Source organism: Microbacterium foliorum, from assembly GCF_003367705.1.
Taxonomy (GTDB): Bacteria; Actinomycetota; Actinomycetes; order Actinomycetales; family Microbacteriaceae; genus Microbacterium; species Microbacterium foliorum.
Genome location: NZ_CP031425.1, coordinates 1,694,461 through 1,710,863 on the forward strand (window position 1 = coordinate 1,694,461; position 16,403 = coordinate 1,710,863).

Annotated in this window: 19 protein-coding genes and 2 tRNA genes; 9 read left to right on the plus strand and 12 right to left on the minus strand. The window is 67.2% G+C overall.

Translation table 11 applies throughout. The features are described from left to right. The first annotated feature begins 18 nt into the window (after positions 1 to 18). The 3 genes from dinB to DXT68_RS07800 are packed head-to-tail and all read left to right on the plus strand — an operon-like array spanning position 19 to position 2,195. Positions 19 to 1,275: a DNA polymerase IV gene (gene dinB, locus DXT68_RS07790; protein ID WP_045255192.1), complete on the plus strand. Its 1,257-nt coding sequence runs from the start codon at positions 19 to 21 to the stop codon at positions 1,273 to 1,275. A 37-nt stretch (positions 1,276 to 1,312) separates the two neighbouring features. Next, positions 1,313 to 1,630, plus strand: coding sequence for a hypothetical protein (locus tag DXT68_RS07795; protein WP_045255191.1), 318 nt, complete (start codon positions 1,313 to 1,315; stop codon positions 1,628 to 1,630). Continuing rightward, the gene (locus tag DXT68_RS07800; RefSeq protein ID WP_082069029.1) at positions 1,614 to 2,195 is read left to right on the plus strand and encodes a nucleoside/nucleotide kinase family protein; all 582 of its coding nucleotides are present in this window, start codon (positions 1,614 to 1,616) and stop codon (positions 2,193 to 2,195) included. Before DXT68_RS07795 ends, DXT68_RS07800 begins: the two co-directional genes overlap by 17 nt. Before the next feature lie 36 nt (positions 2,196 to 2,231). Here the strand turns inward: DXT68_RS07800 and DXT68_RS07805 are convergent, their stop codons facing one another. The 6 genes from DXT68_RS07805 to orn all read right to left on the minus strand — a co-directional run bounded on the left by DXT68_RS07805 (position 2,232) and on the right by orn (position 4,877). Continuing rightward, positions 2,232 to 2,723, minus strand: a complete 492-nt coding sequence (locus DXT68_RS07805) for a DUF2017 family protein (RefSeq protein ID WP_045255190.1) — start codon at positions 2,721 to 2,723, stop codon at positions 2,232 to 2,234. Next, the gene (clpS, locus tag DXT68_RS07810; protein ID WP_045255189.1) at positions 2,720 to 3,019 is read right to left on the minus strand and encodes an ATP-dependent Clp protease adapter ClpS; all 300 of its coding nucleotides are present in this window, start codon (positions 3,017 to 3,019) and stop codon (positions 2,720 to 2,722) included. The genes DXT68_RS07805 and clpS overlap by 4 nt, the downstream gene beginning before the upstream one ends. Next, the gene (locus DXT68_RS07815; protein WP_045255188.1) at positions 3,010 to 3,357 is read right to left on the minus strand and encodes a metallopeptidase family protein; all 348 of its coding nucleotides are present in this window, start codon (positions 3,355 to 3,357) and stop codon (positions 3,010 to 3,012) included. The genes clpS and DXT68_RS07815 overlap by 10 nt, the downstream gene beginning before the upstream one ends. Before the next feature lie 45 nt (positions 3,358 to 3,402). Beyond that, positions 3,403 to 4,032 carry a LysE family transporter gene (locus tag DXT68_RS07820; RefSeq protein WP_045255187.1) on the minus strand — a complete coding sequence of 210 codons (630 nt, stop codon included), beginning with the start codon at positions 4,030 to 4,032 and terminating at the stop codon, positions 3,403 to 3,405. A 106-nt stretch (positions 4,033 to 4,138) separates the two neighbouring features. Beyond that, a tRNA-His gene (locus DXT68_RS07825) sits at positions 4,139 to 4,214 on the minus strand. Positions 4,215 to 4,250: 36 nt separating this feature from the next. Next, entirely contained in the window at positions 4,251 to 4,877 is a 627-nt protein-coding gene (gene orn, locus DXT68_RS07830; protein ID WP_045255186.1) for an oligoribonuclease, read from the minus strand. Between the two features lie 59 nt (positions 4,878 to 4,936). Between orn and DXT68_RS07835 the strand changes: the two genes are divergently transcribed. Then, positions 4,937 to 5,012: transfer RNA gene (locus tag DXT68_RS07835), tRNA-Arg, on the plus strand. A gap of 43 nt (positions 5,013 to 5,055) precedes the next feature. Here DXT68_RS07835 and DXT68_RS07840 read toward each other — a convergent pair. Next, the gene (locus DXT68_RS07840; protein ID WP_052677827.1) at positions 5,056 to 5,325 is read right to left on the minus strand and encodes a hypothetical protein; all 270 of its coding nucleotides are present in this window, start codon (positions 5,323 to 5,325) and stop codon (positions 5,056 to 5,058) included. 205 nt (positions 5,326 to 5,530) lie between these two features. Between DXT68_RS07840 and DXT68_RS07845 the strand changes: the two genes are divergently transcribed. From DXT68_RS07845 to DXT68_RS07860, 4 genes are all read left to right on the plus strand, one after another. Next, a complete protein-coding gene (locus DXT68_RS07845; RefSeq protein ID WP_082069028.1) occupies positions 5,531 to 6,070 on the plus strand; it encodes a single-stranded DNA-binding protein in 540 nt (179 codons plus the stop codon). A 44-nt stretch (positions 6,071 to 6,114) separates the two neighbouring features. Next, the gene (locus DXT68_RS17070) at positions 6,115 to 6,621 is read left to right on the plus strand and encodes a DUF6993 domain-containing protein (protein WP_174233200.1); all 507 of its coding nucleotides are present in this window, start codon (positions 6,115 to 6,117) and stop codon (positions 6,619 to 6,621) included. Positions 6,622 to 6,716: 95 nt separating this feature from the next. Continuing rightward, a complete protein-coding gene (ettA, locus tag DXT68_RS07855) occupies positions 6,717 to 8,396 on the plus strand; it encodes an energy-dependent translational throttle protein EttA (protein WP_045255185.1) in 1,680 nt (559 codons plus the stop codon). Positions 8,397 to 8,403: 7 nt separating this feature from the next. Continuing rightward, the gene (locus DXT68_RS07860) at positions 8,404 to 8,892 is read left to right on the plus strand and encodes an acyl-CoA thioesterase (protein ID WP_045255184.1); all 489 of its coding nucleotides are present in this window, start codon (positions 8,404 to 8,406) and stop codon (positions 8,890 to 8,892) included. Between the two features lie 64 nt (positions 8,893 to 8,956). Here DXT68_RS07860 and DXT68_RS07865 read toward each other — a convergent pair whose 3' ends face one another. Next, positions 8,957 to 9,844, minus strand: a complete 888-nt coding sequence (locus DXT68_RS07865) for an acyl-CoA thioesterase (protein WP_045255183.1) — start codon at positions 9,842 to 9,844, stop codon at positions 8,957 to 8,959. Between the two features lie 51 nt (positions 9,845 to 9,895). Between DXT68_RS07865 and DXT68_RS07870 the strand changes: the two genes are divergently transcribed. Beyond that, complete coding sequence (locus DXT68_RS07870; protein WP_045255182.1) at positions 9,896 to 10,564, plus strand: DUF8185 domain-containing protein; 669 nt, start codon at positions 9,896 to 9,898, stop codon at positions 10,562 to 10,564. A gap of 22 nt (positions 10,565 to 10,586) precedes the next feature. On the opposite strand, the gene DXT68_RS07875 is transcribed toward DXT68_RS07870, so the two are convergent. The 4 genes from DXT68_RS07875 to pepN all read right to left on the minus strand — a co-directional run bounded on the left by DXT68_RS07875 (position 10,587) and on the right by pepN (position 16,386). Next, positions 10,587 to 12,245, minus strand: coding sequence for an FAD-binding dehydrogenase (locus DXT68_RS07875; RefSeq protein ID WP_174233201.1), 1,659 nt, complete (start codon positions 12,243 to 12,245; stop codon positions 10,587 to 10,589). Next, entirely contained in the window at positions 12,242 to 12,691 is a 450-nt protein-coding gene (locus tag DXT68_RS07880; RefSeq protein ID WP_045255181.1) for a globin, read from the minus strand. The genes DXT68_RS07875 and DXT68_RS07880 overlap by 4 nt, the downstream gene beginning before the upstream one ends. After that, a complete protein-coding gene (locus tag DXT68_RS07885; RefSeq protein WP_082069027.1) occupies positions 12,688 to 13,761 on the minus strand; it encodes a mechanosensitive ion channel family protein in 1,074 nt (357 codons plus the stop codon). Before DXT68_RS07885 ends, DXT68_RS07880 begins: the two co-directional genes overlap by 4 nt. A 72-nt stretch (positions 13,762 to 13,833) precedes the next feature. After that, a complete protein-coding gene (gene pepN, locus DXT68_RS07890; protein ID WP_045255180.1) occupies positions 13,834 to 16,386 on the minus strand; it encodes an aminopeptidase N in 2,553 nt (850 codons plus the stop codon). Positions 16,387 to 16,403: the final 17 nt, after the last annotated feature.

Here is a 16,403-nt window from a genome sequence, read left to right on the forward strand (position 1 = left end):
CCGGGGGACAATGGTCTCATGGGACACGGTGACGGCAGAGGGCGCATCGTCTCGCCCGCCGATGCCGACGATGCCGGCACGAGTATCCTCCATGTCGACATGGACGCGTTCTACGCTGCGGTCGAGGTTCTCGACGACCCGACTCTTCGCGGTCTTCCGCTGATCATCGGGGCGCCCGACGGTCGGTCCGTCGTCTCGAGTGCGTCCTACGAGGCGCGCCGCTACGGTGTTCATGCCGCCATGCCGGTGTCACAAGCTCTGCGCCTGTGCCCTTCTGCGAGGATCGTGCCCCCGCATTTCCATCGATACCACGAGGTCTCGCGTCAGGTGATGGCGATCTTCGAGTCGATCACCCCTCTGGTCGAACCGCTGTCGGTCGATGAGGCCTTTCTGGACGTCCGCGGCGTGCGCCGTCTGTGGGGGAGTCCCGCCCGGATCGCCCACCTGGTGCGGGAGCGTGTGCACGAGGAGGTGGGCATCACCTGCAGCGTCGGCGTCGCCGCGACCAAGCACGTGGCCAAGATCGCCTCGACCGTCTCGAAGCCGGACGGCATGCTCGTCGTCGCCGCGGCCGACACGCAGGCGTTCCTCGATCCACGTTCGGTCCGCGCGATGTGGGGTGTGGGGCCGAAAGCCGCTGAGGCACTGGAGAGCCGCGGCATACGAACGATCCGCGACATTCGCATGGCGTCACGCCCCATGCTCGACCGAGCGGTCGGACCCGCTCTGGCCTCCAGAATGACTCAACTCGCACGCGGAGAAGACGCCAGGGCCGTCGAGACCGAGCGCGTCGAGAAGAGCATCGGTCATGAGGAGACGTTCGACGCCGATGTCACCGATCGCTCGTATCTGCGCGCCGAGCTGCTGCGTCTCGCCGACCGAGTGGGTGCCCGTCTGCGGAGGGCGGAGTGGGAGACGTCGACCGTCGCGATCAAGGTGCGCTTCGACGACTTCCGCACGATCAGTCGCTCCCTCACCCTCCCGGAGGCCACTGCGGTCAGTCAGCGGATCGGTGAGGCCGCTCAGATGCTCTTCGACCAGATCGAACGGCGCGATCCGGTGCGGCTCGTCGGTGTGCGCGCCGAGAAGCTGCGACCCGCCGGAGGAGGCGGGTTCGGGCTCTGGGACGACGACGAGGACTGGCGTCGAGTCGAAGGGGCGGTCGATGACGCGGTCGCTCGATTCGGATCGGCGATGATCGGTCGGGCGCGGCACATCGGACGAGGAGAGGGGCGGGGGTCGGCCCAGCATCCGAAGGCGCACGGCCTGGATTGACTCCTCCACCTCACGTGGACTGGGCTAGCGTGGGGGAATGCCCAACATTGCACTGGAACTCGGAAAGCAGACTGCGTCGTTCGGCGTGAAGAGCGCGTACGGCGAAACACTGGATGTCGACGGCGTGAGCATCACTCCGGTCGCATTCACGTATTCAGGCTTCGGAGGAGGCAGCGGCGATGGCGCCGAGGGTGGTGGCGGCGGCGGTGTATCCGTACCGGTCGGCGTCTACGTGCGTCGTGAAGAAGGACTCAGGTTCGAACCGAACATCGTCACGCTGATCGTGGTCGCCATCCCGTTCGTCTGGACCGCAGGACGCGCTCTCTCCCGCATCATCCGTGCCCTCAAGAAGTGACGACCCCGTCGCTGCCGCACTCGAGCGAGCGGCGACGTCGATCATCACTGACGTGCGCGCTCTCGCCGCATCGAACCCCGTCGTCCTGATCGATGGGCGCAGTGGAGCAGGCAAGACCACACTCGCCCGCATGCTCGTCGATCGTTGGCCGATAGCGGGGCGCGTGCAGCTGATCGCTCTGGACTCGATCTATCCCGGGTGGGATGGGCTGAAGGAAGGAGTGTCGCGCGCTCTCGACGGGATTCTCAGACCCCACGGTCGCGGATACCTCGGGTCCTGGCAGCGCTGGGATTGGGGCGCGGCTGCAGAGGCCGAGACGCACGCGGTCGATCCGGCTCTCGGAGTGATCGTCGAAGGCAGCGGCATACTCACGCCGGCGACAGCGGCGATCGCCGATGTGAGCATCTGGGTGGAGTCGGGAGAGAGCGGACGCAAGACGCGGGCGCTGCGACGTGACGGCGACACCTATCGCCCGCACTGGGAACGCTGGGCTGCACAGGAGGAAGAGCACATCGCGCTCGACGGCCCCCGGGCGCTCGCGACCCGAGTCGTAGAAGTGCCATGATGCCGAACCGAGCCGATCTCACCGCAGCTCGTCGACTCACAGCAGCTCGTCGGCGGCTTCGATGATGAGCTCGAGCCGGTATCCGAGCCAGTCGTAGACCCCGAACCTCGGATCCTCTGCGTCGTGATCCTCGTCGGTCTCGATGCACAGGCGTGATGCGATCACGAGCCGCAGCGCCGTGAGGGTGCGCATCCAGGCATCGACCTCCGGCTCCGGGATCTCGATGACGTGCTCTTCGAACGCTTCGGACTGAGTGATCGTGTCCAGGTCGGCTCGAAGGGCGTCGAGTGCGGCGCGCACCGTATCGGCGTCGAGGGCGCGGCGGTCGAGCAGATCGTCCCGCGTCGTCTCCCTGAACGAGCGTGAGGCGTCGGCATCCTCCGGGTAGGGATCGGGGACGAGTCGATCGATGGCGGGATCAGTGAGGTCCCGGTCGGCCCCGACCAGATCGCGGAGGTCGTCGACGAGGCGGGCGAGCTGCGCGCCCTCGACCCTGGCCATCTCGATGTGCAGGACATCGCTTCTCATTCGGCCGATCTCCTCACGGTCGCCCAGAGCCCGTAGTCGTGCATCGCCTGCGCATGAACCTCCATGGTCTCGCGGGGCCCGGTCGCGACGATCGCGTGACCGTCATGGTGCACCGAGCGCATCAGCTGCGTGGCGTGCTCGACCGAGTATCCGAAGTACGTGCGGAACACGCGGACGACATAGCTCATCAGGTTGACCGGGTCGTTCCACACCACGACCTCCCAGGGCTCGAGAGGCGCAGCGGACAGGTCTGTCGTCTCGTCGACGTCGGGTGTGGCGAGCGGAGTCATGCCCATCCCAATTCGTGCAGCTGGTCGTCGTCGATCCCGTAGAAGTGGGCGATCTCGTGCACGAGGGTCGTGTGGACTTCGTCTCGGAGTTCTTCGACGGTGTCGCAGGCGGCGAGGTGGGACTCGCGGTAGACGACGATCCGATCAGGAAGCTCGCCCGATCCGTACTGAGTGCGCTCAGTGAGCGCCAGCCCGTCGTAGAGGCCGAGGAGGTCGAGGCTTCCGTCCTCGGGTCGGTCCTCGACGACGAAGACGACGTTCTCGAGGCCGTCGACCATCTCATCGGGCAGACGATCGAGCTCGTCGACGACGAGTTCTTCGAAGGGGGCAGCATCCATCTCCATCGTCTTCAGCCTATTGCCCGCCGATGGCCGACCGCGTCGCTGCTGTCAGTGCAGGAAGACGAGGAGCCCGGCAACGGCGATGAACAGCACGCCGAAGACCGAGTTCAGCGTGCGCTGTCCCCGGGACGAGCGCGTGAGCCTGCGGAAGGGCCGTGCCGCCGCGGCGAAGAAACCCCACATCACGGCGACGTCGACGACGATCACGGTGGCGATGAGAACGAGGTACTGGGGGAGCTGCGGCTGATCGAGACGGATGAACTGGGGGATGAACGCGAGGAAGAAGACGATCGCCTTCGGATTCAGCAGGTTCACCCAGAAGCCACGTCTGATCATCGGCCAGTGCCCCTCGCGGATATCGACGAGCGTCTCGTCGACCGCATCCGGCACGCTCGGCGTGGCGAGGATCAGCCGGAGCCCGAGGAACACGAGGTAGGCGGCTCCGGCATAGCGGATGACGGTGAACAGCACCTCGGACTGCGAGACGATGAGCCCGAGACCCGCGGCGACGATGGCCGCGTGCACGACGAGCGCGAGCTGCTGCCCGATGATGCCCCAGATCGCGCGTTTCCAGCCCTGGTTGAGGGCATTGGACATGGTGTTGATGGCACCCGCGCCCGGCGTGAAGCTGATCACCACGCACGCTGTCAGCAGTGAGAACCAGACGGCGGGGGACATCACGCAATCCTACGGGCGAGCACAGCGTCGACTTCGACCGGCGACGGTGATATCCGAGGTGATACGAGTGAAGGCCCGGGTCTCGGACCCGGGCCTTCGTTCAGTGTGGGGTGAGTAACGGGACTCGAACCCGCGACATCCGGCACCACAAGCCAGCGCTCTACCAGCTGAGCTATACCCACCATGCGCCAACCGGAGTTGGCAACCAGACGAGTCTATTACATGTTGAGAGGGAACTCTGACACGGTGCGCGTCGCGATGTCGCGGGCCTCGTCGCTCGACGGCCCTGGCTCGTCGACGAACACCGCCTCGCGGTAGTACCGCAGCTCGCGGATGGACTCGAGGATGTCGGCGAGGGCGCGATGTCCGCCGTCTTTGCTGGGCGCCTGGAAGAAGACCCGGGGGTACCAGCGGCGCGAGAGCTCTTTGATGCTCGAGACATCGACGTTCCGGTAGTGCAGCCAGTTGTCGACCTGCGGCATGTACTTCGCGAGGAACATGCGATCGGTGCCGATCGTGTTGCCGGCCAGGGGGGCCTTGCGCTCCACGGGGGCGAATCGCTTGATGTAGGCGAGGGTCTGCGCCTCGGCCTCGGCCAGCGAGACGCCGTTAGGGATCTCGGTGATGAGCCCCGAAGTCTCGTGCATCTTCGTGACGAAGTCGCTCATGTTCTCGAGAGACGCTGCGCTCGGCCGGATCACCACCTGGAAGCCCGGGTCGACCGGTCGCAGTTCGAAATCGGTGATGACCACCGCGATCTCGACAAGCTCATCGATGGAGAGATCGAGGCCGGTCATCTCGCAGTCGATCCACACGAGGCGGTCGTTCTCTGAGGCAGATACCATGTCGCCATCCTATCGACGGCTCCGACATCGCAGCCCGGGACGGTACGCTGGATGCGTGCGCCTCCGTAGCTCAGGGGATAGAGCAGGAGCCTTCTAATCTCTTGGTCGCAGGTTCGAATCCTGCCGGGGGCACCATCCTCCGCACGCTCCCCGCCGTGAGCTGCGCACCCTGTGCTCGTCACCCGGCTCGGAGCGCCGCGACCACGTCGTCAGGGTTCCAGAAGTCGCCCACCAGGCGGAACGTCGCGGTGGCGAGATGCAGACGCTCCGCGCGATAGCGGATGCCGAGCGGGTGCGGGACGAGACGCAGGTGTCCCAGGACTCGGCCGTCGTCGTCCTGCACACGCCAGAGGTGGTCGGACGCGCGCACGAGATGCGTTCGAGGACTGGACAGTCGCGGAGTCGCGTAAGGAACCTCGGGCAGGGACGTGATCAGGGTGTCGGACATGGAATCTCCTCTCATTCCTCGAACATACGATCGACCACCGACATTGCGACTCGCCCGGCAGACCGGCGGTCGAGACCGCGTCTTCTGCACGATTCTCGGTGTGACGAGGTTGTTCCGTTGTCGTGTTCTCGCCCCCGCACCGCTGCCCCGACGTGATGCACGCTGGATCGATCCGGGGGCAGTCCCGGGCCACAGAGGAGGCATCATGCACGACACGGTCACCATCGTCGGAAACGTCGCAACGGATCCCACGCAAGGGCGCACGTCAGGCGGCGTCCCGGTCACGAACTTCCGACTCGCGAGCACGCATCGTCGCTTCGACGAGGCGACCCAGACCTGGATCGACGTGGGCACGAACTGGTATTCCGTAGCCGCGTTCCGGCAGCTCGCGGAGAACGCGAAGACCTCGCTCCGATCGGGGGACAGCGTCATCGTCACCGGGCGGATGAAGATCCGCACATGGGAGAACAACGGCAAGCAGGGCACGAGCGTCGACATCGACGCCGAGGTCATCGGGCACGACCTGCGCTGGGGGACGACCGCCTATCGGCGCAGCGCGCGGTCGACCTCAACCCCGCAGGGCTCCCGCGAGGCCGGAGGCTCCGACCAGACGCTCCCCGACACCGCGGAGGGGTCGGTCGAGCGAGAGGAGCAGGAGATCCAGACACCGTGGGCGATGGACGATGGCGGCTACCTCTCGAGTGGCGTGCAGCCCGACGCGACCGCTGCGGACGTGCAGGCCTGACGCGCGCGGCGTGTGGTCGCGGGCGCGCACTCTAGACTCGGTTCGTGCTTCGACGACCGGACTCCCACGTACGTCACGTCCTCGGCGCGGTCGGCGCGGTCGGCGCCACGGCGATCCTGATGCTGATTCTGACCTCCTGCGGTCCGAGTCCGTCGCCGGATCCCGATCCGTCGCCGGCCGTCGAGACCCCGGGTGCCACCGATGAGCCGGCGGGTCCGACCTATGTGCCCGACGGGACGGCCGATGACAATCTCCCGCTCTTCTCGGCCATCGTGGCCCAGGTGTGGGCGTCCGATCAGCGGGCCTCGGGTCGGGCGTACATCGACGCGCTGATCGCTGCGGGCTTCGACCGCTCGGCGATGCAGGTGACGCAGGATTCGACGACCGTGGGCAACCCGGCGGAGAGCCTGCAGTTCTCCGTGCGGTGGGGCGAGAAGGAGTGCCTGGTCGGTCAGGTGGGTCCGTCCACCGGCGACCCCGTGACGGTCGTGCTGCCGCAGCTCGCCGAGGGGCGGTGCCTCGTCGGCACCACCCGTGCCATCGACTGGTGACGACCTTCACCTGGCAGTGCTCTCGGTGGTCCGCGCCGTAATCGCCGGTAGGCTGGAGTGTCGATCTTCGACGCCAACAGAAGGAGCGGTTTTCGGTGGCTGAGTACATCTACTCGATGGTTCGTGCGCGCAAGGCGGTGGGCGAGAAGCTCATCCTCGACGACGTCACGATGGCGTTCCTCCCCGGCGCCAAGATCGGCATGGTGGGGCCGAACGGCGCCGGCAAGTCGACGATCCTCAAGATCATGGCGGGTCTCGACACGCCGTCGAACGGCGAAGCCAAGCTCTCGCCCGGGTTCTCCGTCGGCATCCTCATGCAGGAGCCGGAGCTCGACGAGTCGAAGACCGTGCTGGAGAACATCCAGGACGGGATCGCGATCAAGGCGAAGGTCGATCGATTCAACGAGATCTCCATGCTGATGGCTGATCCCGATGCCGACTTCGACGCTCTGCTCGCCGAGATGGGCACGCTGCAGGAGGAGATCGACGCTGCAGACGGCTGGGACCTCGATTCCCAGCTCGAGCAGGCGATGGACGCGCTGCGCACGCCGCCGGCGGACGCCGCGATCGCACCCCTGTCCGGCGGAGAGAAGCGCCGTGTCGCCCTGGCGAAGCTGCTGTTGCAGAAGCCCGACCTCCTGCTCCTCGATGAGCCCACCAACCACCTCGACGCGGAGAGCGTGCTCTGGCTCGAGCAGCACCTGCAGGCCTACAAGGGCGCCGTCATCGCCATCACCCACGACCGGTACTTCCTCGACCACGTCGCGGAGTGGATCGCCGAGGTCGACCGCGGGCGCCTCATCGGATACGAGGGCAACTACTCGACCTACCTGGAGAAGAAGGGCGAACGCCTCGAGATCCAGGGAAAGAAGGACGCCAAGCTCGCCAAGCGCCTCAAGGAGGAGCTGGAGTGGGTCCGGTCGAGCGCGAAGGGTCGTCAGACCAAGTCGAAGGCTCGTCTCGCCCGCTACGAGGAGATGGCGAACGAGGCCGAGCGGACCAGAAAGCTGGACTTCGAGGAGATCTCGATCCCCGCGGGTCCTCGTCTCGGCAGCATCGTCATCGACGCGAAGAAGCTCGAGAAGGGCTTCGACGGCCGGATGCTCATCGACGGGCTCAGCTTCAACCTGCCGCCCAACGGCATCGTCGGCGTCATCGGCCCGAACGGCGTCGGCAAGACCACGCTCTTCAAGACGATCGTCGGTCTCGAGCCGCTCGACGCCGGTGACCTCAAGATCGGCGAGACGGTCAAGATCAGCTACGTCGACCAGTCGCGATCAAACATCGACCCCGACAAGACCCTGTGGGAGGTCGTCTCCGACGGCCTCGACTTCATCACGGTCGGCAAGACCGAGATCCCCTCGCGGGCGTACGTGTCGAAGTTCGGCTTCAAGGGGCCCGACCAGCAGAAGAAGGCGGGCGTGCTCTCCGGCGGTGAGCGCAACCGTCTGAACCTCGCGCTGACCCTCAAGGAGGGTGGCAACCTGCTGCTTCTCGACGAGCCGACCAACGACCTGGACGTCGAGACCCTGGGCTCGCTCGAGAACGCCCTTCTCGAATTCCCCGGTTGCGCCGTGGTCATCACGCACGACCGGTGGTTCCTCGACCGCATCGCCACGCACATCCTCGCCTACGAGGGCACCGACGAGAAGCCGGCCAAGTGGTACTGGTTCGAGGGCAACTTCGAAGCCTACGAGGAGAACAAGATCGAGCGCCTCGGCCCGGACGCCGCGAAGCCGCACCGCTCCACGCACCGCAAGCTCACTCGCGACTGAGCCACTGATGGTCGATCTGTCACCGGGACCCCGACTGCACATCCCGATCCACCTCCGCTGGGGGGATCTGGATGCCTTCAACCACGTCAACAACACCTCGATGCTGAAGTTGCTCGAGGAGGCGCGCGTCCGCGCGTTCTGGCGTGCGGGGCCCGGTGAGCAGGCGCCGTCGACGGCAGTGCTCGACTCCGGAATCGACGAGGGCGTGCTCACCCTGATCGCTCGGCAGGAGATCGAATACCTCGCGCCCGTTCCGTACCAGCGTCGACCGCTCGAAGTGCAGATGTGGTTCGGCAAGCTCGGCGGATCCAGCGTGGAGGTCTGCTACGAGGTGCACAACGACCCCGCGTCGGAGCCGCGCGTCATCTACGCGCGCTCCACGGCCGTGATCGTGCTGGTCGACGCCGGCACCGGGCGCCCCACACGGCTCACCCCGGAGATGCGCGAGGCGTGGGAACCGTTCGTGGGCCCGTCGATCGAGTACTCGCACCGCTGAGCCGGCAGGACGGCAACCACCGCTGAGGCGTCGCGTACACCCACCGGTGATCCGACGGGCGCCGTCACTCCGCCGTCGGCACCCTCACCATGATCTCCTGCGCCACGGAGGCGACGAGGTCGCCGGTCTCGGTGTAGATGCGCCCTTGGGCGAGCCCTCGCCCTCCTCGGGAGTTCGGCGACTCCTGCAGATACAGCAGCCACTCGTCGACGCGCGCAGGGCGGTGCCACCACATCGCGTGATCGAGGCTCGCCACCTTCAACCCCGGAAGCCCCCAGAACAGGCCATGGGCGCGCAGGATCGACTCCTGGATCGTCATGTCGCTCAAGTAGGCGAGCGCGGCGCGATGGATCCTCTGGTCATCGGGCAGAGGCGCCTTCATCCGCATCCAGACACCCTGCTGCGGCACGCGGGAGTCGTCGCTCGGCAGGAAGAGCGGCGAATCGATGTGTCGCACATCCGCCGCACGATCGCTGAGCATCCGCACGACCCCCGCGGGCAGCCCTTCGACCCGCTGCTCGTCGGGGAGCAGCATCTCCGGCCCCGGCACGTCATCGGGCATCGGCACCGCGTGCTCCACCCCGGGGTCGGCGTCCTGGAACGAGGCGATCATCGAGAAGATCGGCACTCCGTTCTGGTACGCCTGCGAACGGCGGGTGGAGAACGAACGACCATCATGGATCCGGTCGACGGCGATCGTGATGCCCTGACTCGCATCGCCCGGACGGAGGAAGTACCCGTGCATCGAGTGCGCCGCGCGGTCTTCGGGCAGAGTGCGCTCCGCAGCGAGAAGACTCTGAGCGAGAACCTGGCCCCCGTAGATCCGTCCCGACGGCATCGGGTGCGACGAGCCCGTGAAGATGTCCTCGGTCGTGCGGGCCTGCGTCGAATCGAGGTCGAGAACCGACAGGAGCTGTGCGACGGTGCTGATCGCGTGGGCGTCGGGGGTCATGGCGTCCTTCCCGCGACTGCTGCCGCCGCTGACCTTGATAGTTTAGAGGGTGTGCCGCACCAGCTCCTCCTCGCCGATCCCGAGACGTCGAAGGACGTCCTGACCTTCATCGGGCGAGCCACGCGCATCTCCGACGAGGGGGTGCGACTGCAGGCCGCCGGAGGCGTTCTCGCCCTGACCGGCGCAGCGCTGGCGCCGCATGGACTGTTCGATCAGACGCCGACCGTTCTCGCCATGCGCATCGTGCAGGCCGACCCCGAACTCGAGTGCGACGTGGTCGTGGCATCGCTCACGGCAGACGAGCAGGACGATCGCGCGCTCGTCCTGCCGGAGACGGGCCTCTCACCGGCCTGGGCGGGGATCGCCCCGCCGCGCGGCCGGTGGATGGCGGAATCGAGCCTCGCCGCCTCCGTCATCGCCCAGCGCGCCCAGTGGGGCATCAGCGCCGTGGCCCGCGGGGCGACACCCGGGTCGGGGGAGGAGGCCGTCCGCGCGCTCCGCGCCGCGATCTGGGGCGAGCCGGATGACGATCTCGATGGGCTGCCTCGCGGCGTCGCGTTCGCGGCCGATGCGTTCGGATTCATCTCCGGCGAGGAGGACGTGCCCGTCATGCGCTCCGGCCGCTGGACCAGGCTCGCGTTCCGCCGAGGCCACGTGCTCGCCCGCGGTCCGGTGGCGACCGGACTCACGGCCGTTCGCGAAACGGGCGCAGCGGAGTGACCGACCGAGGCGGTCACCCACTTCAGGCCGAAGCCGCGCGACCCGCCTGACGGCCCGAGAACAGGCATCCCCCGAGGAAAGTCCCCTCGAGCGCCCGGTAGCCGTGCACGCCGCCACCCCCGAAGCCGCTGGCCTCTCCGGCGGCGAAGAGGCCGACGATCGGTTCGCCGTCGAGCCCGAGGGCGCGACCGTCCAGGTCGGTCGTGATGCCGCCGAGCGACTTCCTGGTGATGACGTGCAGCTTGACGGCGACCAACGGCCCGGCTGAGGGGTCCTGCAGTCGATGCGGAGACGCTGTGCGGATGAGTCGATCCCCGCGATACCCGCGCATCGAGCGCAGCATCCCGATCTGCGCGTCTTTCGTGAAGTCGTTCTCGATCTCCAGGTCGCGGGCGACCACCTCGCGACGGACCTGGTCGATGTCGAGCAGTTCGCCTCCCGGATGCGTCGCCATCTGCTCGAGCAGCGATTCCAGATCGTTCTCGACGATGAAATCCTCGCCCTCATCGAGGAACGCCTGCACGGGTCCGGTGGGTCCCTTCGCGAGCCGGGACTTCAGGAGCAAGCCCACATCCTTGCCGGTGAGATCGGGATTCTGCTCGCTGCCGGAGAGCGCGAACTCCTTCTCGACGATCTGGCGCGAGGTCACGAACCAGGAATGGTCGTGGCCGGTCGCGCGCAGGTGAGCGAGGGTGCCGAGCGTGTCGAACCCGGGGAACAGCGGCACCGGCAGGCGGGTGCCGGTGGCATCGAGCCACAGCGACGACGGACCGGGCAGGATGCGGATGCCGTGCGACGGCCACACCGGATCCCAGTTGGTGATCCCCTCGACGTAGTGCCACATGCGGTCGCCGTTGATGAGCCGTGCTCCCGCGGCCTCCGACACCGCATGCATCGAACCGTCGACGTAAGCGGGCACGCCGGTCAGCATGTGCGCCGGTGGCGTTCCCAGACGCTCGGGCCAGGCGGCCCGCACGAGGTCATGGTTCCCGCCGATGCCCCCTGAGGCCACGATCGTCGCCTCGGCACGGATCTCGAAGTCGGAGATCGCTCGCCGGGAGCTCTCGACACCCCGCGCGGCCGCAGTCGATTCGAGGATCTGCCCTCTGGCCCCCGTGACCACCCCATCGGTGACGACCAGCTCGGTCACGCGGTGGCGGGGGAGGATCGTGAGGTGTCCCTCGCGCTCGCCCTGCTCCACCGCCGCGGCGAAGGGCGCGACGATCCCGGGACCGGTGCCCCAGGTGATGTGGAACCGCGGTACCGAGTTGCCGGGACCGAGCGCTCCGTAGCCGCCGCGCTCCGCCCAGCCCACCACGGGGAAGAAACCCACGCCCCGCTCCCGCAGCCAGGAGCGTTTCTCTCCGGCGGCGAACTCGAGGTAGGCCTCGGCCCAGCGACGGGGCCATTCGTCTTCGGGGCGGTCGAACGCCGCCGTGCCGAGCCAGTCCTGCGTCGCGAGGGCCAGCGAGTCGCGGATGCCCATGCGCCGCTGCTCGGGGGAGTCGATGAGGAACAATCCGCCGAACGACCACCAGGCCTGGCCGCCGAGATTCGTCCGGGGCTCCTGATCGATCAGGATCACGCGGCGACCGGCATCCAGCGCCTCGCTCGCGGCCACCAGACCGGCGAGCCCCCATCCGATGACCAGGACGTCGGCGGACTGGGGCATGGTCGTCATGTGCTCTCCGTTGATTCCTGACGCGATCTCGTCTCGAGCGGAAGACGTCCCTCGGCGGCGGTGCCGATGCCGGACGGCTCGAATGTGTTCACCATGGCATACGCCGCGCGCTCGAGATAGTCCCACAGCGTGGATTCGTGCAGAGGCGACAACTGCGCCTCGTCCACCGCCGTCCGCATGTGCCGAAGCCACCTGTCGCGCGCATCGGGATCGACATGGAACGGCATGTGTCGCATCCGCAGTCGGGGATGACCTCGGGTCTCGCCGTAGGTGGTCGGCCCTCCCCAGTACTGCTCCAGGAACATCAGCAGGCGCTCTTCCGCGGGGCCGAGGTCGTCTTCGGGGTACATCGGCTTGAGCACCGGATCCCGAGCGACCTCCCGGTAGAAGACCGCGACGATCTTCGCGAAGGTCTCTCGGCCACCCACCTCGTCGTAGAACGTCACTTCTGGGTGCTCCCGTCGTCATTCGTCTTCTTGCGTCGCCAGATGCCGCGATCCGGTATGACGGGCACGCCCGTGACGGCATTGGGACGTGTCTTCGGTGGATTGGCTCCGCGCACCCGGCGTGCACCGTCGAGCCCGGTGGGCACGACCGTGGTCATGCTCGGGAAGTCGATCCCGTTCTCGCGCATCGTCGCGCGAAGACGCTTGCGCAGCTCCTGCGCCACGTCGTCCTTCGCATTCGCGCGCGCCTTGATGACGAGCCGCACGACGAGGGCGTCTCCGTCGATCGATTCGAGGCCCCACAGCTCGGGCTTCTCGACGATGCGGGTGCGCCACTTCGGGTCTTTGGCGAGCCCCTGCGCGGTGTCGAGCATGAGCTTCTCGACCTGGTCGAGGTCGGAGTCCACGGGCACGCCGAGGTCGATGATCGCTCGCGCCCATCCCTGAGACATGTTGCCGATGCGCAGCACCTCGCCGTTGCGGACGTACCAGAGTGTGCCGTTCACGTCGCGCACCTGGGTGATCCGGACGCTGACGTACTCGACGACGCCCGAGGCGAGTCCGAGATCGACGACATCGCCGATGCCTATCTGGTCCTCAGCGACGATGAACATGCCGTTCAGCACGTCCTTGACGATGTTCTGCGCACCGAAGCCGAGACCGGCGCCGACCGCGGCCGTCAGCAGCGTGAGCGAGCCGAGCAGGCTGGTGTCGAGCTCGTTCACGACGAGGACCAGCGCGATCACCACGAGCATCACGTTGACGATGTTCTGCAGGATGGTGCCGAGTGTGCGGGTCCTCTGCACCAGACGCATGTCGGCGAGCGGGGAGCGCTCCAGTGCCTGCGTGTCGTCGACGTCCGCCTTGGTCTTGGCCGTGTCGACGATGCGGTGCACCACCCGGCGGATGACCACGCGCAGCACGAGTGCGATGAGCACGCACGCCACGATGATGATGCCGACGCTGAGGGCCTTGCCGCCGATGACGCCGAGGACATCGAGCGTGTTTACCCACCACTTCGGCAGGTCGGCGGGTTCGGGTTCGGGGGTGACTTGGAATGGCTGCATCATCACCTCCAGAGTAGCGATCAGGCCTCTGTGCGGGCTGCATGCACCGCACAGAGGCCTGATCGGAAGAGGGTCTCAGTCCTCGGCGTCGCGGGACTGCGCGGCCAGCGCGCGCTCGACGTCGGCGAGGTTCTCGAGCACGAGGCGGCGAAGTGCCGGGGCGGCGTCCTGGTTCTCCGACAGCCAGCTCCTCGTCGCGTCGCGCAGCTCGGCATCGGCGATCGCGGTGGGGAACAGGCCGACGATGAGGTACTGAGCGATCTGGTACGTGCGCGACTCCCAGATCGGGATCAGCATGTCGAAGTACTTCGGCACGAACGGACGCAGCACCTCGGCACCCGCCGGGTGCACGAAGCCGAGCGCCGCAGAGCGGACGATCGTGTTCGGCGCATCTCCGCGCTCGACCAGCGAGTCCCATGCGGCGTCCTTCGATGCCGCATCGGGCAGAGCCGCACGGGCCTGGGCGGCGAACTCGCCGCCCTTCGACGTGTTGTCGGACGCGAGTGCGGCATCGATGGAGGCCGCGTCGGTGGCGCCGATCGTGGCGAGGCCGACGAGCAGCTGCCAGTTGAGGTCGGCGTCGATCTCGAGCCCGGGGAGCGTCTCCTCACCGGAGCGCAGACGGCCGATGATGCCGGCATGCTCGGGGGTGACGAGCGACGCGGCGAAGGCGGTGACGAACTGGAGCTGGCTGTCGCTGCCCGACTCCGCGGACTCCGCGAGCGCCCAGATGCCGTCGGCGATCTTCTGTCGTGCAGCCAGACGCTTCTCGGGGGTCACATACAGGGTGGCAGCGGTGCGCAGCTGGGAGAGTGTGGTGCGCACCGTCGTCGACTCGGTCTCGCGCCCGATGTTGCCCAGCACCAGATCGATGTAGTCGGAGGCCGCGGTCTCGGCGTCCCGGGTCTGATCCCAGGCCGCACCCCACACGAGCGAACGTGCGAGAGGATCGCTGATGTCGGCGAGATGCGCGATCGCGGTGGCCAGAGACTTCTCGTCGAGGCGGATCTTCGCGTAGGCGAGGTCGTTGTCGTTGAGCAGCACGAGATCAGGGCGCGTGAGTCCGTGGAGCTCCGGCACCTCGGTGCGGTCGCCGTCGACGTCGACCTCCGCGTAGTGCGTGCGCACGAGAGCGCCGCCGTCGAGCGAGTAGAAACCGATGCCCAGACGGTGCGGGCGGATCGTGGGGTAGTCGGCGGGCGCCGTCTGCGTCACCGCGAACCGCGTGATGGTGCCGTCGGCATCATCGGCGATGAGCGGCTCGAGCGTGTTGACCCCGGCGGTCTCGAGCCACTTCTTCGACCAGGTCGTGAGGTCGCGACCGCTGGTGGCCTCGAGCTCGGTGAGCAGGTCGCTGAGCTCGGTGTTGCCCCACGAGTGCTTCTGGAAGTACTGCGAGACCCCGGCGAAGAACTCCTCGATGCCGACCCAGGCGGCGAGCTGCTTGAGGACGGACCCGCCCTTCGCGTACGTGATTCCGTCGAAGTTGACCTGCACGTCTTCGAGGTCGTTGATCACGGCGGTGATCGGGTGCGTCGAGGGCAGCTGATCCTGGCGGTACGCCCAGGTCTTCTCCATCGCGTTGAAGGTGGTCCACGCCTCGGTCCACTCGGTGGCCTCGGCGGTGGCGATGGTGGAGGCCCACTCCGCGAAGGACTCGTTGAGCCAGAGGTCGTTCCACCACTTCATCGTGACGAGGTCGCCGAACCACATGTGGGCGAGCTCGTGCAGGATCGTGACGACACGACGTTCCTTGACGGCATCCGTGACCTTGCTGCGGAAGACGTAGGTCTCGGTGAAGGTCACCGCCCCGGCGTTCTCCATCGCACCCGCGTTGAACTCGGGAACGAAGAGCTGGTCGTACTTGGCGAACGGGTACGGGACGCCGAACTTGGACTCGAAATACGCGAAGCCTTCGCGCGTCTTGTCGAAGATGTAGTCGGCGTCGAGGTGCTGCCACAGGCTCTTGCGGCCGTAGACGCCGAGGGGGATCACGCGACCCGAGGCGCTGGTGAGCTCGGAGAACGTCGACTCGTACGGTCCGGCGACCAGTGCCGTGATGTACGAGGAGATGCGGGGAGTGGGCTCGAAGCCCCACGTGGCGACCGAGTCGTCGTCGTGCACGATCGGCTCGGGGGTGGGGGAGTTGGAGACGACCTTCCATGACGACGGGGCCGTCACCGTGAACTGGAACGTGGCCTTCAGATCGGGCTGCTCGAACACGGCGAACACGCGCCGCGAGTCGGGAACCTCGAACTGGGAGTAGAGGTAGACCTCTCCGTCGACGGGGTCGACGAAACGGTGCAGCCCCTCTCCGGTGTTGGTGTAGGCGCAGTCCGCGTCGACGACGAGGACGTTCTCGGCCTGCAGGCCGGCGAGGGCGATCCGCGAGTCCTCGAAGACCTCGTCGGGGTCGAGCTGCTCGCCGTTGAGCGAGATCTCGCGCACTTCGCGGGCGATCAGATCGATGAAGGTGAAGCTCTCCGGCGTCGCGGTGAAGCGCACGACGCTGCGGGATCCGAAGACCTCGGCGCCCTTCGTCAGGTCGAGCGAGACCTCGTACGACTGGGTGTCGACGACGTCATGGCGCTCCTGCGCTTCGATGCGGGTGAGGTTCTCTCCAGGCACAGCGGTACTCCCAGGGG

Coding starts and splice junctions, on each gene's coding strand:
- dinB (WP_045255192.1), top strand. CDS start 19: ATGGGACACGGTGACGGCAGAGGGCGCATCGTCTCGCCCGCCGATGCC.
- DXT68_RS07795 (WP_045255191.1), top strand. CDS start 1,313: ATGCCCAACATTGCACTGGAACTCGGAAAGCAGACTGCGTCGTTCGGC.
- DXT68_RS07805 (WP_045255190.1), bottom strand. CDS start 2,723: ATGAGAAGCGATGTCCTGCACATCGAGATGGCCAGGGTCGAGGGCGCG.
- clpS (WP_045255189.1), bottom strand. CDS start 3,019: ATGGGCATGACTCCGCTCGCCACACCCGACGTCGACGAGACGACAGAC.
- DXT68_RS07815 (WP_045255188.1), bottom strand. CDS start 3,357: ATGGAGATGGATGCTGCCCCCTTCGAAGAACTCGTCGTCGACGAGCTC.
- DXT68_RS07820 (WP_045255187.1), bottom strand. CDS start 4,032: ATGTCCCCCGCCGTCTGGTTCTCACTGCTGACAGCGTGCGTGGTGATC.
- orn (WP_045255186.1), bottom strand. CDS start 4,877: ATGGTATCTGCCTCAGAGAACGACCGCCTCGTGTGGATCGACTGCGAG.
- DXT68_RS07840 (WP_052677827.1), bottom strand. CDS start 5,325: ATGTCCGACACCCTGATCACGTCCCTGCCCGAGGTTCCTTACGCGACT.
- DXT68_RS07845 (WP_082069028.1), top strand. CDS start 5,531: ATGCACGACACGGTCACCATCGTCGGAAACGTCGCAACGGATCCCACG.
- DXT68_RS07860 (WP_045255184.1), top strand. CDS start 8,404: ATGGTCGATCTGTCACCGGGACCCCGACTGCACATCCCGATCCACCTC.
- DXT68_RS07865 (WP_045255183.1), bottom strand. CDS start 9,844: ATGACCCCCGACGCCCACGCGATCAGCACCGTCGCACAGCTCCTGTCG.
- DXT68_RS07875 (WP_174233201.1), bottom strand. CDS start 12,245: ATGACGACCATGCCCCAGTCCGCCGACGTCCTGGTCATCGGATGGGGG.
- DXT68_RS07885 (WP_082069027.1), bottom strand. CDS start 13,761: ATGATGCAGCCATTCCAAGTCACCCCCGAACCCGAACCCGCCGACCTG.